The organism is Paenibacillus sp. FSL H7-0357, assembly GCF_000758525.1.
Taxonomy (GTDB): Bacteria; Bacillota; Bacilli; order Paenibacillales; family Paenibacillaceae; genus Paenibacillus_AQ.
This window is the reverse complement of record NZ_CP009241.1, coordinates 6,987,501-7,002,041: the sequence shown is the minus strand read 5'-3', so window position 1 is coordinate 7,002,041 and position 14,541 is coordinate 6,987,501. Positions and strand designations below refer to the sequence as shown.

General features: G+C 50.0%; 13 protein-coding genes. 11 read left to right on the top strand and 2 right to left on the bottom strand.

From position 1 onward, the window contains the following. Positions 1-8 precede the first annotated feature (8 nt). The 11 genes from H70357_RS31005 (at position 9) to H70357_RS30955 (ending at position 11,651) form a co-directional block, all read left to right on the top strand. Positions 9-971 carry an FAD:protein FMN transferase gene (locus H70357_RS31005; RefSeq protein ID WP_038597173.1) on the top strand — a complete coding sequence of 321 codons (963 nt, stop codon included), beginning with the start codon at positions 9-11 and terminating at the stop codon, positions 969-971. A 19-nt stretch (positions 972-990) separates the two neighbouring features. After that, positions 991-1,398: an FMN-binding protein gene (locus tag H70357_RS31000; protein ID WP_038597171.1), complete on the top strand. Its 408-nt coding sequence runs from the start codon at positions 991-993 to the stop codon at positions 1,396-1,398. 38 nt (positions 1,399-1,436) lie between these two features. Then, positions 1,437-2,228: an EFR1 family ferrodoxin gene (locus H70357_RS30995; RefSeq protein ID WP_038597169.1), complete on the top strand. Its 792-nt coding sequence runs from the start codon at positions 1,437-1,439 to the stop codon at positions 2,226-2,228. Positions 2,229-2,403: 175 nt separating this feature from the next. Next, positions 2,404-4,125, top strand: coding sequence for an alkaline phosphatase (locus H70357_RS30990; RefSeq protein ID WP_038597167.1), 1,722 nt, complete (start codon positions 2,404-2,406; stop codon positions 4,123-4,125). A 2-nt stretch (positions 4,126-4,127) separates the two neighbouring features. Continuing rightward, the gene (locus H70357_RS30985) at positions 4,128-4,865 is read left to right on the top strand and encodes an ABC transporter ATP-binding protein (protein ID WP_231578346.1); all 738 of its coding nucleotides are present in this window, start codon (positions 4,128-4,130) and stop codon (positions 4,863-4,865) included. Beyond that, positions 4,852-6,147: an ABC transporter permease gene (locus tag H70357_RS30980; protein WP_038597165.1), complete on the top strand. Its 1,296-nt coding sequence runs from the start codon at positions 4,852-4,854 to the stop codon at positions 6,145-6,147. Before H70357_RS30985 ends, H70357_RS30980 begins: the two co-directional genes overlap by 14 nt. A 13-nt stretch (positions 6,148-6,160) precedes the next feature. Further along, positions 6,161-7,090, top strand: coding sequence for a hypothetical protein (locus tag H70357_RS30975; RefSeq protein WP_231578345.1), 930 nt, complete (start codon positions 6,161-6,163; stop codon positions 7,088-7,090). A gap of 192 nt (positions 7,091-7,282) precedes the next feature. Then, positions 7,283-7,936, top strand: a complete 654-nt coding sequence (locus tag H70357_RS30970) for a response regulator transcription factor (protein ID WP_439823192.1) — start codon at positions 7,283-7,285, stop codon at positions 7,934-7,936. Positions 7,937-7,955: 19 nt separating this feature from the next. Continuing rightward, the gene (locus tag H70357_RS30965) at positions 7,956-9,083 is read left to right on the top strand and encodes a sensor histidine kinase (protein WP_038597163.1); all 1,128 of its coding nucleotides are present in this window, start codon (positions 7,956-7,958) and stop codon (positions 9,081-9,083) included. A gap of 85 nt (positions 9,084-9,168) precedes the next feature. Next, on the top strand, positions 9,169-9,777 hold the full coding sequence (locus H70357_RS30960; RefSeq protein WP_038597161.1) for a hypothetical protein: 609 nt from the start codon (positions 9,169-9,171) through the stop codon (positions 9,775-9,777). Continuing rightward, entirely contained in the window at positions 9,771-11,651 is a 1,881-nt protein-coding gene (locus H70357_RS30955; RefSeq protein ID WP_231578344.1) for a transglycosylase domain-containing protein, read from the top strand. Before H70357_RS30960 ends, H70357_RS30955 begins: the two co-directional genes overlap by 7 nt. Positions 11,652-11,669: 18 nt before the next feature. Here the strand turns inward: H70357_RS30955 and H70357_RS30950 are convergent, their stop codons facing one another. Both H70357_RS30950 and H70357_RS30945 read right to left on the bottom strand, forming a co-directional pair. Continuing rightward, a complete protein-coding gene (locus tag H70357_RS30950; RefSeq protein ID WP_038597158.1) occupies positions 11,670-12,950 on the bottom strand; it encodes a molybdopterin-dependent oxidoreductase in 1,281 nt (426 codons plus the stop codon). A 212-nt stretch (positions 12,951-13,162) separates the two neighbouring features. Beyond that, positions 13,163-14,419, bottom strand: a complete 1,257-nt coding sequence (locus tag H70357_RS30945; RefSeq protein ID WP_038597156.1) for an MFS transporter — start codon at positions 14,417-14,419, stop codon at positions 13,163-13,165. Positions 14,420-14,541: the final 122 nt, after the last annotated feature.

Below are 14,541 nucleotides of genomic sequence, written 5' to 3'. Positions count from 1 at the left end.
GACTAAAGATGAATAAAGCCATGACGGCCCAGTCTGTTCACTATGGGATGGGTACAGAGATGATCCACAAAGTTTTCGGCGATCATGGGGAAGAAGTACTCAGAGCTGTCGAGTATGAAGCTGCCAGGCTGGAAAACCTACTAAGCCGCTTTATACCCGATAGCGAGATAAGCAGGATTAACAGGTCAGCGGGTATGAAATGTGAGAAGTTGAGTCCGGATACCTATGAGGTGCTGTCGCTTGCTGCTGAGTTCTCAAATTATAGTGATGGATGTTTTGATGTCACTATCGGCCCCTTAGTAGATCTATGGAATTATAAGAATTCATCCGAAATTCCCGATGAGATAAGAATCACCGAGGTACTTCGTATGGTGAATGCTGCAGATTTGATGTTAGATCCTCATGAAAAGACTGCTGGACTTCAAAGAGTGGGGCAGTCCGTTGATTTAGGGGGGATAGGCAAAGGATATGCCAGCGATAAGTTTGTAGAGCTGTTTAAGAAATTTGGTATCTCATCGGCTTTCACAAACATTGGCGGAAATGTGGCAGCTGTGGGAGTGAAGCCGGATGGTTCCCCTTGGCGTGTAGGCATCCGTCACCCCAGGCAGGATAATCGATTGATTGGAGCTGTGTTTGTAGCGGACAAAGCTGTGGTTACCTCCGGGGATTATCAGCGATTCTTCATCGATCGTGAGGGGAGAAGGCGTCATCATATCCTGAATCCGCATACCGGATATCCGGCGGAATCAGGCTTGATCAGCGTGACCATTGTTGCTGATAACGCTACGCTTGCGGATACGTTGTCTACTCTGGTATTTGTAGCCGGGATGAATAAGGGGATTCAACTTCTTACAAGCTTCCCTGGAACCGAAGCGGTTCTCGTGGATACGGACTTGCAGGTTCATGTTACCCGAGGTCTCAACAACTGCTTTCAGCCGGAGATGGGGATAAGAGCGAATATCTTAGGATAAAAGACGGGAGTAGATTGCAATGAAACGAAAGGGGAGAAACAAAATGCTAATCGCAGTTATTGTACTGGTGGTACTCATTGCGGGGGGTGCTGGGGGAGCATTACTCTTTACTGCGGGGGAACGGCGTGAAGCTAAAAACCTCCCGATCAGAGCACTGGATTTTAAGCAGATTAAGAATGGCACATATGTTGGGGAATATAAGGGAGGTATGTACAAATGGAGGGCCAATAAAGTTCAAGTGACTGTGACCTCCAGCAAAGTTACAGACATCAAGGTGTTAGAGCAAGCAGAGAAAAAACCGGCCGAGTTCACAGATGAGTTGTTCGGCAGGGTAATCCGGGAGCAGTCGCTGCAGATAGATACCATAAGTGGTGCAACGCTCACCTGCAAAGCTTTTCTCAAAGCGATAGAAAATGCGCTGGATTAATCAAGGGAATCATTACAAGGAATCGAGAGGAGCATCCGATGATATTTTACTTTTCGGGAACCGGGAACTCGTTATATGCTGCTAAAAATATAGCCCTTCATTCGGGTGAAGAGTTAATTTCCATATCTGCCGCAGAGAACACAGGCAATGAATGCAATGAATATAATCTGAAGGATCATGAAATTATTGGATTTGTCCATCCTACTTATTCGTGGGGACCGCCTGGAATCGTCCTTGAATTTATTAGAAAGCTTAAGCTGAACAATTTCCAGGGGAACTACGTTTTTTCCGTCGCAACCTGCGGAGGCAGCATCGGCAATTCAATGAAGGTGATGAAGGATTGTCTGAGCAGAAAAAAGATAAAATTAAACAGCGGATTTTCTATCAAAATGCCAAATAATTTTATCATCATGGGCGATGTAGATTCCAAAGAAGTGGAGCACCACAAGCTATCTGCAGCAGAGGAGACTCTAAAACAAATCAACCATGACATTAAGCAAAGAACAACAGGAGCATTCAGGATAGATAAAGGCAAGTTTCCGTGGCTGTTAACCGGTATTATAAATCCGATGTTTACTAAAAAGGCCATTGATCCGACCAAGTTTCAGGCAGATGATAGTTGTATCGGCTGTGGTACCTGTGAGCAGGTCTGTAACTGCAATAACATTCAAGTTTCTGAAAAACCACAGTGGGGGCAAAATTGTACGCTATGTTTGGCGTGTATTCATTATTGCCCCGTCAAAGCCATTCAATATGGCCAAAAAACCGAAAACAAAGGAAGATATACAAATCCCCATATAACCATTGCTGAATTTATAAATGAAAGATGATTGTACAGAAAACGTTACTAGCCCTCATCTTGGTGACAAGGTGTGGGTTCTTTTGTGTCCCGGTGATATATGAACAGTTGATAATTTAATACAACCCCTGACTACAGTTGACAATTGGTTAACCTTTCGAAGGTAAGATTGGTTAAAGATCTTTATAACAAGGAAGGGGTTAATAATGAAAAAGCTGATGAAGAGTGTGGTAATTGGAGGATTGGCAGCAGCTGTAGTTTCAGGAGCTACACTGGCCGGAGCGGCACAAAGTGCTAAAACTTCTGGGGGAGCTGCAAAAGCCCAGTCCAAAAATCTTATCGTACTAATTGGTGACGGCATGGGTCCGGCCCAAATTTCTGCCGCAAGATATTTTCAGCAATACACCAAGGGAGTCAGCCATCTTAATCTTGATCCGTACTACGTGGGACAAGCGACTACATATGCAGACCGTGGTGAGGACGGCGGGAAAATCGTTTCGGGGATCGTTACAGATTCCGCCTCAGCCGGTACTGCATTTGCTACAGGCCACAAAACATACAACGCAGGCATCAGCGTTTCCAATGAAGATGTATCCAAACCGTTTGCCTCCATTATTGAGGCTGCGGAAACAAGCGGCAAGGCAACAGGACTTGTTACCACAGCCCGGATTACTCACGCGACGCCAGCTGTCTACGCCTCCCATGTCCGCAGCCGTGATAATGAATCGGCGATTGCCTCGCAATACCTGGAGAGCGGCGTAGATGTTCTGATGGGCGGGGGCAAGCAGTTTTTTGTAACCAAAGATGAAAAGGGCAAACGGACGGATAAGAACATCCTCCCTGAGTTTAAAGCCAAAGGCTACACTGTAGTTGAAAATAAGACAGCCTTAAATGCGCTTACCTCCAAAAACAGCAAGGTGCTGGGCCTGTTCGGCAGTTCCCATGTGGCTTATGTTCCGGACCGTACAGCGGAAATTCCAAGCCTGGCGACAATGACCTCCAAAGCGCTGAATATTTTATCAGCGGATAAAGAGGGTTTTGTCATGATGATTGAAGGCGGACGGATTGACCATGCCGGTCATGCCAACGATCTGCCGACACTTGTCCAGGAGGCACTCGACTTCGATGCCGCGGTCAAGACAGCGATTGATTTCGCGAAGAAAAACGGCAACACCTCCGTTGTGGTCACAGCCGACCATGAAACGGGCGGACTGTCCCTCTCCCGCGACAACATTTACGAAATTAATATCGACCTGTGGGATAAGCAAAAACATTCCTCGGAAAGCCTGGCTGCCGCTCTGGAAGCAGCACAGACACCAGAAGAGATCCGCAGCATCGTAACAGCCAATACATGGATTACCGATCTTACAGACGAAGAGGTTGCACAAATTATGGAAGGCGACGGGTCTTCGTATAAACGTGAAGGAGCCTACAATGCAGTGGTTTCCAAACGTCTGCTCGTGGGCTGGTCAGGCCATGGCCATTCCGCAGTAGATGTGGGTGTCTGGGCTTATGGTCCGATTGCGGAGCAGGTAAAAGGACAGGTGGACAACACCGAGATCGCGAAGGCGGGTGCCAGCATACTGGGCCTTGATTTGAACAAACGTTCCGCAGAGCTTCAATCCCAATACGTATATCCGAAGTTCAAAATCAGCCGCGATAACAAAGTACTGTATCCTGCTGAAGCTTTGATCAAGGCGCTGGGAGGCACTTACAAAGGGGATGCTGCTGCTGCGAAGCTGACATTGCAGAAGAATGTAATTGATGTGAATCTGACAGACAAAACCGCTAAGCTGAACGGCAAGGCTGCTTCTTATATCGTTGATATCGATAACGGCGTATTGTACCTGCCGCTTAGTGCATTCAGCCAGCTGAAGGGCACAACCTTGACTTGGGATGCATTGTCCGAACGTATTAAATTGAGATAGGAGTGGCTCTGTTGCTCCAAATTCACGATTTGAAAAAGCAATTTCGTGTAGATGGAAGAAATGTGCCGATACTGGATATTCCTGAGTGGAGTGTTGAAAAAGGAGAGAATGTAGCGATTACCGGACCCAGCGGGTCCGGTAAAAGCACTCTTCTGCATCTGATCAGCGGAATTCTGCTGGCCGACAGCGGCGGGATTGTCGTAGACGGCAAGCCGCTACGCGAGCTCACAGAGGCGAAGCGTGATGCTTTCCGGGCTTCCAATATCGGGTATGTGCTGCAGGATTTCCATCTGATCCCCTCATTGACGGCAAGGCAAAATGTGGAGATCGCTATGACCGCAAAGCTTCCGCTTAAGGAGAAAAGAAGGGTAGTCGACGATTGGCTGGATCAGGTAGGTCTGGCAGACCGGGGCCGGCATCTTCCCTCCCAGCTTTCCCGCGGGCAGCAGCAGAGGGTAGCGATTGTGCGGGCGCTGGTGAATGAGCCGCCGCTTGTGCTGGCGGATGAACCTACCGGCAGTCTGGACTGGGAAACGGCAGATGAAATTGCCTCGCTTTTACTGGATCTCAGCGTCGCTCATGGCCATACCTTAATTGTTGTAACGCATGATCTCAATATGGCGAACCGTTTTCCCCGCTGTCTGAACATTCAAGAGATTAACCGGATACGCCGGGAATCAGCGCCCAAACTCCAGAGCAGCCGGGAGAAACGGAAGAGGGAATTGTATGAGTCTCTTTAAATTAACACTGCGTAATTTGCTGCATCGGCGGTTTCTGTCGCTGTTGACGGTATGTGCGGTCGCAGTTACGGTTGCTTTTATCGTCCTGCTATCCTTGTCCCGGCAAAGCGTTGAGCAAGGCGCCAAAAAAGGGTATGGCCCCTTCGATCTCGTAATTGGTGCAGCCGGCAGTGAAACCCAGCTTGTGTTGAATACCTTTTATCATATCGGTGCTCCGACAGGCAATATCCCGCTTGCTGTTCTGGATCAAGTGGATCAGGATCAGGATGTGGATAAGGCCTTTGCGATGACAACGGGAGATAATTATAAAGGCTTTCCGATCGTCGGCATGGACTCCGGATATTTTGTTACCCGTTACGGCGACCGTAACCTTCAGGACGGGAATTTATATGCGCACACTGGTGAGACCATTATTGGATCGTATGTGGCGGAATCTCTGGGTCTGCACATTGGAGATACATTTACGGGCGCACATGGACTTGTTCAGGGAGACAGCCATGAAACTGCGGAGGCGGAACACACAGAGGAGCATGAGGAAGATCATGAGGAAGGCCATGCTGCCGAGGCGGCCGGAGATTCGCCGGACGAAGCACATGACGAAGAACATGGCGAAGAACACGCACATGAAAGCTTCCAGTATACCGTTGTGGGTATTCTTCCGGCCCTCAATACCCCTGATGACCGCGCAGTATTTACGACCGTAGATTATGCCTGGGCCGTACATGGCTTGCCTCCTGAGGAGCGGGAGATTACAGCCGTGCTGGTTAAACCGGCCAGTCTGCTGGGGGCCCATGATTTGAAAGAGGTGCTGGACGGCAGTAATGGAGTTCAGGCTGCCTATACAAGCCAGGCGGTTTCCGACGTGCTGAACGCTGTTGATCAGGGAGCACAGCTATTGAGTGTGCTCACGGCATTATGCGTAATTCTGGCAGCGATAGCGATCCTGCTGTCTTTGATTGCCGCAGTCGGGGAACGTACCAAGGATGTGGGGCTATTGCGTCTTCTCGGCAAATCCAGAGCCTATGTATGGTTGACCTTAACGAGCGAAGGTCTGCTGGTGACAGCTACCGGACTTATTGCCGGACTGCTGCTGGGTCATCTTGGCGCTTACCTGCTGAAGGATGCACTGTTCGCCCAAGCTGGCATTCAAATTGAACCTTATCAGTGGACACCTGATCATTGGCTTATTGCTGCAGGGGCGCTTTCCATTGGTCTGCTATCTTCGCTGGGGCCTGCATTCCGGATGTACCGGATGCATCCTCTTGCTTTGTTCAAATCCTAGGAGGTACATTCACTTGATAACATTAAAGGGTAGGTTGATCCTGATGACGGCTGCTATTACAAGCATGCTGCTGCTTCAAGCATGCGGCCAGAACGGTGCAGCTGATGGCGGTGGAGAGTCCTTTGCTGCTGCGGTGGAGGCGGACAGTCCGGTAACAGAGGATGTGGCACAATCACCCGAAGCTACACAAGTACCCATAGTTCCAAAAGAATCACCGGCAGCTTCGCCAACCATGGAGCGCTCTCCAGAAGCCGCCACGGCCACAGCTGGACCTTCACCGGAACCCGAACTGGCTGCGGCGTCATCCATCGCACCAAGTACATCCAAACCTTTACCAAAGCCTTCTGCTCCAGAAGCAGCAGTCATTCAGGATACATCGAAGAAGAATGTAGGCTCCAGCAAGAGTAATAGCAAGAGCCCGGCATCTCCAGCACCTGAAACGAAGTCAAAGGCTAAAACAGGTGAAGCAGACAAGAGCGGTGGAAAGAGCAGCGCTGCATCTCCGTCTCCACAAGCCAGCTCCCTCCCTGAGGCCAGCCCTGCCCCAACCGCAGCGGTCCAATTGAAGACTTCTTCCACAGGCCACACTGCCATTGATTGGAACGGCTTCTTTGACGGCAGCGACCAGACCCGCCCCTCGGAGCAGTTTTGGGATCTCAGCGGCAGCGAGGTTACGATTAAGGGCTTTATGGGTGAAGTCCTTTCCTTTGAGAAGAACTGGTTTTTGCTGATTCCAGAGCCCGGGGCGGAGTGTCCCTTTGATAATGGGGATGAGACCTACTGGAACAAGATTATGATTGTCTTTGTGCCTGAAGGCAGCAAGCTCCGACATACCTCCGGCCCACTGCAAATTACCGGACGTCTGGACGTGGGTATCAAGATTGACGAGTCGGGCTACAAAACGATGTTCCGGCTTTATGATGCCTCTTTCAAGAGTATTTAATGGAACTAATAAAATGAGTAATACCAGCCTTTGTATACCTTTTGGGGATACGGGGCTTTTTTTGGGTTTATAGATTGGATAATTTCTAATATATTAGAAGGTAGATTACCACTTATGGAATGGAAAGGATACCTGCCTGTGAGACAAGAAACAATATTGCTAGTGGACGATGAGCGGGAGATCGTTAACCTGATGGATATTTATTTCTGCAACGAAGGTTATCGGCTGCTCAAAGCCTTTGACGGACAGGAAGCGCTGGAATATTTAAAAGAGGAGAAGGTGGACCTCATTATTATGGATGTGATGATGCCCAAGATGGACGGGATAGAAGCCTGCATGAAAATCCGTGAAGAGCAAAATATGCCGATCATCATGCTGTCCGCCAAAAATTCGGATATGGATAAAATTCTTGGACTCAGTATAGGCGCCGACGATTATGTCGGAAAGCCATTTAATCCGCTGGAGCTTGTGGCCCGGGCCAAATCACAGCTGCGCCGCTATCATAAATTCAACAAGGATACCCAACCAAGGATGAATGACAATGAGCTGATCTTCGAGGATCTGGTCATCGACATATTGAAACACGAGGTCTGCGTGGATGGACGTAAGGTAAGGCTGACACCCCGTGAATTTTCCATTTTGGAGCTGCTGGCGAGACATCAGGGTCAGGTGCTCAGCATGGAGCAGATTTACAGGAATATCTGGAATGAGCCTTTCCTGGACGGAGGCAGCACGGTTATGGTACATATCCGCAATATCCGCGAGAAAATTGAGCTGGATCCGAAGCAGCCCCGTTATGTGCAAACTGTATGGGGGATCGGGTATAAATTGGACGGGCCATCCTGAGAACTTGAGGTGATAATGTGTGAATGCAAAATATATAAGTACTATCCGCTGGAAATTCATTTGGGCGTTTATTCTCAGCATGTTGTCAGGAGCCATCCTGTTATGGGGAGGTTACCGGCTGGTGAATTCTCTGCTTCACATGAACACGAGTTCACCGTCGGCACCCTATTCCCTGGTTTTGAAATGGATCATTAACCATATTGGCTCAGTGCCGGTAATGACAGCCGTAGGCATTATCAGCTTTTTGGTGTTCTTTTTTTTGTACACACGAAAAGTAGTATCCTATCTCGAAGAGATCACAAAGGGGATTCAGCAAATCACCAAACTGGGAGAGTCACACCGGATTGAAGTGCGGACCAGTGATGAGCTAGGTGTACTGGCAGAGAATATTAATATTATGTCCGAACGGCTGCAGCAGTCCCTGCTTGAAGAGCGTAAGGCGATCCAGGCCAAAAATGAGCTGATTACCGGGGTCTCTCATGATTTGCGTACTCCGCTGACCTCGGTTTTGGGTTATCTGGATTATATTGAGCAGGACCGCTGCCGGGAAGAGACAGAGGTGCGTTATTATGTAGGCATTGCTTATCAGAAAGCACTGGTGCTGCGTAAGCTGATTGATGATCTGTTCGAATATACCCGTGTCAACAGTGGAGGACTGCCGCTTGCAGCAGAACAGCTGGACCTCAAGGCGTTTATTCGGCAGCTGGCGGAAGAGGCGGTTCCAGAGCTTGCCCGGGCAGGTATGGCCTATGAGCTGGTGGATCATACAGAATCCTTATGGATTCAGGGAGCGCCTTACGAGTTGCTGCGCGCTTATGAAAATTTGATTACCAATGCCATCCGTTACGGGCGTGAAGGGAAAAAACTGGAGATCGTACTCACCCGAGAAGGGGATGAAGCAGTCGTGCGGATCAGCAATTTTGGAGAAATGATTGCCGAAAGCGACCTTCCGCATATTTTTGAACGATTCTACCGGGCCGAACGCTCCCGTTCCCGGCATACCGGAGGTTCGGGGCTGGGACTTGCTATAGCCAAAGGGATTGTGGAACGCCACCATGGAGAAATTACAGCCCAAAGCGATGTGAACCGTACCGACTTTATCACCCGCTTCCCGTTATCTCCACAGGAGTCTTTAGAGAATCTTTAGAACTTGTGCGGGAGGTTCTTAAGAACTTACCGGTATTCTATGTGTCATGGAGTAGTAAATGCACAGATACCGGGAGGGGATAAACTTGAGAAGACTAAATACGGTACGAACCGGATATTTGTATGTTATTGGAGGAAGCTTGCTGCTCAGCGGTGGTGTTCTTATGGTGCTACAGGCGGTGGTTTCCTTTCTATATTCGCGGCATAGCGCGGATTCCGGGGCTTTTACAGTCCGCTTAATGCATTGGATGATCAATCATATCGGCAGGTTGCCTTTGGCTGTAATTCTTTTTACCGCTCTTTCCGGCGGTTTTTTTCTGCTGCGTTCGCAAAAATTATCCGATGATTTCAAGGCGCTGCTGCGGGCATCGGATGAGCTTGCGGCGAATGGCTTCTTTAAGGAACTGGAGGTATCCACCGGAGGAGAGCTGGGCAGGCTGGCTGCTAATCTGCGGAAACTGAACAAAGGCCAGCAAACAAAACTCACCGGTACAGCAGAGATTGAATCGGCAGATGCAGAAGAAGCGGGATGGAGCAGTGAAGAGAGTATGGCCCTCATACTAAGGATGAAGACGCTGCTGCGCTTGCTGGATGAGCTGAAGGCTGCAGAAGGAGAGGCCGTTCAGGTGGATGCGGTGAAACGTGAAGCGGCGGGCTTGGAGCGGTTCCTTGTGAACCTGATTGCAAAGTGCTGAGCAGGGGCAATACCGGCACCCGGCTCACCCGGCGAAAGCTGCTGCGTGTTTTTTATACCGGATTTGATCTTGCGGTAATTGGCGTGTTACTGCTGCTGGCAATGCTGTTTTATGTCCGTGTATATGGAGAGGCTGTGGTAAGCCGTCAGGCCGGGAAGCTGGTTTTAGATCAATCAAGCGTCATTACCGACTCAGAGGGGAATGTGCTGCGCCGAATTCCGCTGCCGGAATCGGGATATCGGACGATGGCTCAGCTGGAAGAGATGCCGGCTCTGCTGATCGACACCTTTTTGGCAGTCGAGGACCGCCGGTTCTACAGCCATCAGGGACTGGACTATACGGGAATCCTGCGTGCCGCCATTAACAATACAGTGAACTTCAGAGTAACAGAGGGAGGCAGCAGCATCACCCAGCAGTTAGCCCGCAATCTCTATTTAAACAGAGATAAAAATATGCTGCGCAAGCTGAACGAGGCCTCCATTGCTACAGCTTTGGAGAAACGGTTGTCAAAGCAGGATATTTTGCAGCTTTATCTGAACCAAATCTATATGGGCCGGGGGCAGTATGGAATAAAGGCGGCAGCAGAGTACTATTTCGGTGTAAGTGACCTCAAAAAGCTGGAGATTTCGCAAATCGCTGCTTTAGCGGCTATCCCGAAAGGTCCTTCCATCTATAATCCTGCGGAGAACAATGCGGTTTCCGAGGGGAGGAGGGAGCTTGTTCTGGGAATCATGCAGCAGCGGGGGCTGATCAGCCCACAGCAAATGGTTGCCGCGCGCAAACAGAAATACCGGCCTCAAGTAGAAGTTGAGACTGAGGTTGCAGGTGCTTCCTATATTGACGCTGTGCTGAAAGAAGCCTCCCGGCTTACGGGTAAGTCGAGGGAAGAGCTGCAAACAGGCGGTTACAGGATTAAGACAGGGATGAATACAGGCATCCAGAAGACACTGGAGCAAGCATTTCGTAACGCAGATGCCTTTCCTCCCGATGGGAAAAACCAGCAGGTCGAGGCGGCCATGGTGATACTCAATCATCACACCGGAGAAATTGCCGCCATGATGGGAGGGCGCAATCCCCAAGCGGGCAGCCTTAATCGGGCGATTATTGATGCGCGTCAGCCGGGTTCCGCCTTTAAGCCGATTATTGATTACGGGCCTGCGCTGGAAAGCGGCAACTTTACTCCAGCGAGTATAGTTCCCGACCGTAAGCAGTCTTACGGGAGTTACAGCCCGGGTAATCTGAATGGCGTATACCGTGGCCAAGTTAGCCTGAACCAGGCGCTCCAGCAATCCATCAATGCTCCGGCCGTATGGCTGCTGAAGCAGGTGGGAATCTCCAGCGCCCGTCAATTTGCCGGAAAGCTGGGGTTAGAACTGCCGCAGGAGGATAATAATCTGTCCATTGCGCTCGGCGGGCTCCACAATGGGGTATCTCCTCTGAAAATGGCCCAGGCCTACAGTGTGTTTGCGAGCGGAGGGACGTTTAATGAAGCTCATACCATTAGCAGCATAACCAATGCGCACGGGCGGGTTCTATACAAGCATGTCTCCAGCCAGCGTCAAGTGATCTCGGCGCGAACTGCGGAAAGCATGACGTTCATGCTCCGCAATGCAGTAAATCAAGGGACCGGGAAAAAAGCGCGGATGAACATACCGGTTGCCGGCAAGACCGGAACGACTCAGGCAGCGCTTCCCGGTGTCGACAGCAAGGCTAATCGGGATCTTTGGTTTGTCGGCTACACACCGGATTGGACAGCGGCTGTATGGATGGGTTTTGACCGTACCGATAAGGATAACTATATGACAACGGGCAGCGGGATGGCGGCCGCTTTATTCTCCTCAGTGATGAACAAAGCAATAGCCGTTCGGAATTGAAAGAGGCGCTGGCCGCAGTTATACACGATTTGCTCCAGGCAGCCAGGCGTCTTTGTCGTACCCCCGCTGTTCCCAATAGCCGACATGGTCCTCAGCAATGAGTTCAATCCGGTTGAGCCATTTTACCGATTTATAGGCATACATTTGCGGAGTGACCAAACGTACAGGCCCGCCCAGCTGATTCGGAATCGGCTTGCCGTCATGCATGACGGCAACCATAACATCCTCCATTCGCGCCTGTGCGAGTGTCAGGGAGTCCGTATAGACGCCGTCGCCGGAATACAGCTTGACCATCACCGCCTGGCTTTTTACTCCGGCAAGATCAAGCAGTTTGGAGAGGGGCAGACCCTCCCAGGTATTCTTGTAGACAGACCAGCCAGTGACGCAGTGGAAATCACTGACCTGCACCTCGCGCTGCAGCTTGACGAATTCCTCCCAGTTCCAGGTGAACTTCTTGTCCACCAGCCCGTCAATCGTAAATGACCAGTTCGAATTATCGAATGCTGGAATATCGGTTACAGTATATACGCGGAAGTTCCCTTCCGCTCCTCCACCAATCGGTGGTGCTGAATTTGCCAGCGGAATAGGGTCGGGAATTAGTGTGTTGGCATTGTTTGCTGCATAATCCGCGGTGCCGGGCAACTGAAAGGATTTGCCGATCCAGCGGACAAAGGTCGGTCCGAGCGTTACCGCAAGTCCGGCACCCACAGCGACTTTAATGAAACCGCGGCGGGTATACATCGGCTGCTGGACATGGGCCGCTCCCGGCTGTTTCTGCTTATCATTAGAAGCAGATGCTCCATTAGCTGATGTTACCGGTTCTGGTACAATAGAGCGTTTCTTCGGTTCTTTGAGCCACTTGACTCTGGTAATAGAGTGGTAAATAATAACCGGAAGTCCAACCCAGGTTAGAAGATCGTGTATAAATAGTGCGGTATTTGCTGCTCTTGGCCCGGCAAGCCTGAATTGCCAGAGTACGACACCCGACACAATCCACCCGATCAATAGGACCAGTACAAAAATCACATTAGCCTTTTGCCCATTTTTCCCCTTGAGCCTTTTCCAGTGTTTTGCAGCAAGCAGTAAATAATAAATGACCGGAATCAGCAGCACCAGTCCAAACGCGATATGTGCCCATTTTAGCCACACCCTGCCCTCACCCAGAAGCTCCCGCCAGAAACCGCCGACCAGCAATAATCCGCTGAGTGCCAGAAACAGGACCAGCCAGGCATTCCACATATGGATGGAGACAAGCTTCTTCCCGTATCCTTTACGAATGTTCGTGAGTGCTTTCTTCAATTGCCATTCCTCCTCAGCCTTCCGCGCTATGACAATTAGTTCAACTTTTAATTAATTGTACCCTAAAAAAGGGCGGTTGGATAATTCTGCTGGCTGTTAAGAGTTTATATCTTCTGCTGTGAAAAAAGCCCACCCTACTCTAATAGAGAAGGATGGACCCTTATGGACTTATATAGATATAGAAGAGAGACGAAGCGATGAAATCATGCTGCTTATTCAGCGGCCCATTTCTCCAGTGTCTTATCATTGGGTAACAGCAGGGCAAGCAGGCCAAGCAGCGGGAGGAAGCCGCAAGCTATGAACACAGTCGCAATTCCGATCCGGTCGATCAGGTCGCCGATAACTACCGAGCCGATCCCGCCAAGCCCAAAAGCCAGTCCAGTAATCAGTCCCGAGACGGTTCCGATATTGCCCGGATAGAGCATTTGTGCATAAATGACTGTTACTGAGAAGCTGGACAGCAGGACAAATCCGGAGATGATTAGCAGAACAGCGGCCCAGAAATGGTTTACAAAAGGCAGCGCCAGCGCAAAAGGCACAGTACTCACCATAGAGATCAGGATGAGATTACGCCGCCCGAAACGGTCGGCTAGCGGGCCCCCGAAGAAGGTTCCAACTGCACCGGCCGCCAAATACATAAAGATGTATATTTGAGCGTCATCGAGCTTCATTCCGTATTTATCCATTAAGTAGAAGGCATAATAGCCGCCGATGGAGGCGCTGTACCAGGAGCGTACAAACACGATAAAGACCAGGATCACGGTTGCGGTCAGAATGCTTTTGCTGCGAGCAGGGTCAAGCGTGCGTCCAGTCGATTTTTTGCGGAACGTATAGCCTGCATTAAGCATTTCTTGGTACCATTTGGCCACATAGGTCTGTACGGCAATTCCGGCGGCAGCGATTACGGTGAACCCAAGTGCGCCCATCTGCCCAAAGGGAATGAATACCCATTTCATCAAAAGAGGACCCAGGGATTGTCCGGCATTGCCTCCCACTTGGAAGATGGATTGCGACAATCCCTTGCGCTGACCTGCAGCCATATGAGCTACACGCATGCCCTCCGGGTGGAACGCAGCCGAACCGAAGCCGACAAGCATAACAGAGAAGATGACCAATACGTAATTTCCGGCAAAAGCGAGCAGGAACACTCCGGCGAACGTGCAGCACATCCCCAGAGGGAGCAGGATCGGTCGGGGTTTACGGTCAGCGGCATAGCCGATTATCGGCTGAATCACCGAAGAAGTGATGTTCAGGGCGAAGGATATCCATCCGACCTGTGCATAGGAGAGCAGCATGTTTTCCTTTAAGATAGGAAACATCGCCGGGATAAGCGCCTGAATGGAATCATTGAATAAATGCACAAAGCTTACGGCGAGTAAAATCCGGTAAATAGTATCCTGCTGCAGATTGCGTTGTTCCCGGTCTTTTGCAACTAAAGAGGGAGCAGCGGGTATAGAATTCTTATTCATCTGAGCTCCTTTCAAACGGGTTAATGGGTGAGCATATATATGGAAATCCGATAAATCCTATTTTAGCCACAATCGAAGCGTTATGGGAATCAATTTGTACTCGAGTCGATCCAATTATGCGT

Coding starts and splice junctions, on each gene's coding strand:
- H70357_RS30990 (WP_038597167.1), top strand. CDS start 2,404: ATGAAAAAGCTGATGAAGAGTGTGGTAATTGGAGGATTGGCAGCAGCT.
- H70357_RS30995 (WP_038597169.1), top strand. CDS start 1,437: ATGATATTTTACTTTTCGGGAACCGGGAACTCGTTATATGCTGCTAAA.
- H70357_RS31005 (WP_038597173.1), top strand. CDS start 9: ATGAATAAAGCCATGACGGCCCAGTCTGTTCACTATGGGATGGGTACA.
- H70357_RS30980 (WP_038597165.1), top strand. CDS start 4,852: ATGAGTCTCTTTAAATTAACACTGCGTAATTTGCTGCATCGGCGGTTT.
- H70357_RS31000 (WP_038597171.1), top strand. CDS start 991: ATGAAACGAAAGGGGAGAAACAAAATGCTAATCGCAGTTATTGTACTG.
- H70357_RS30945 (WP_038597156.1), bottom strand. CDS start 14,419: ATGAATAAGAATTCTATACCCGCTGCTCCCTCTTTAGTTGCAAAAGAC.
- H70357_RS30970 (WP_439823192.1), top strand. CDS start 7,283: ATGGATATTTATTTCTGCAACGAAGGTTATCGGCTGCTCAAAGCCTTT.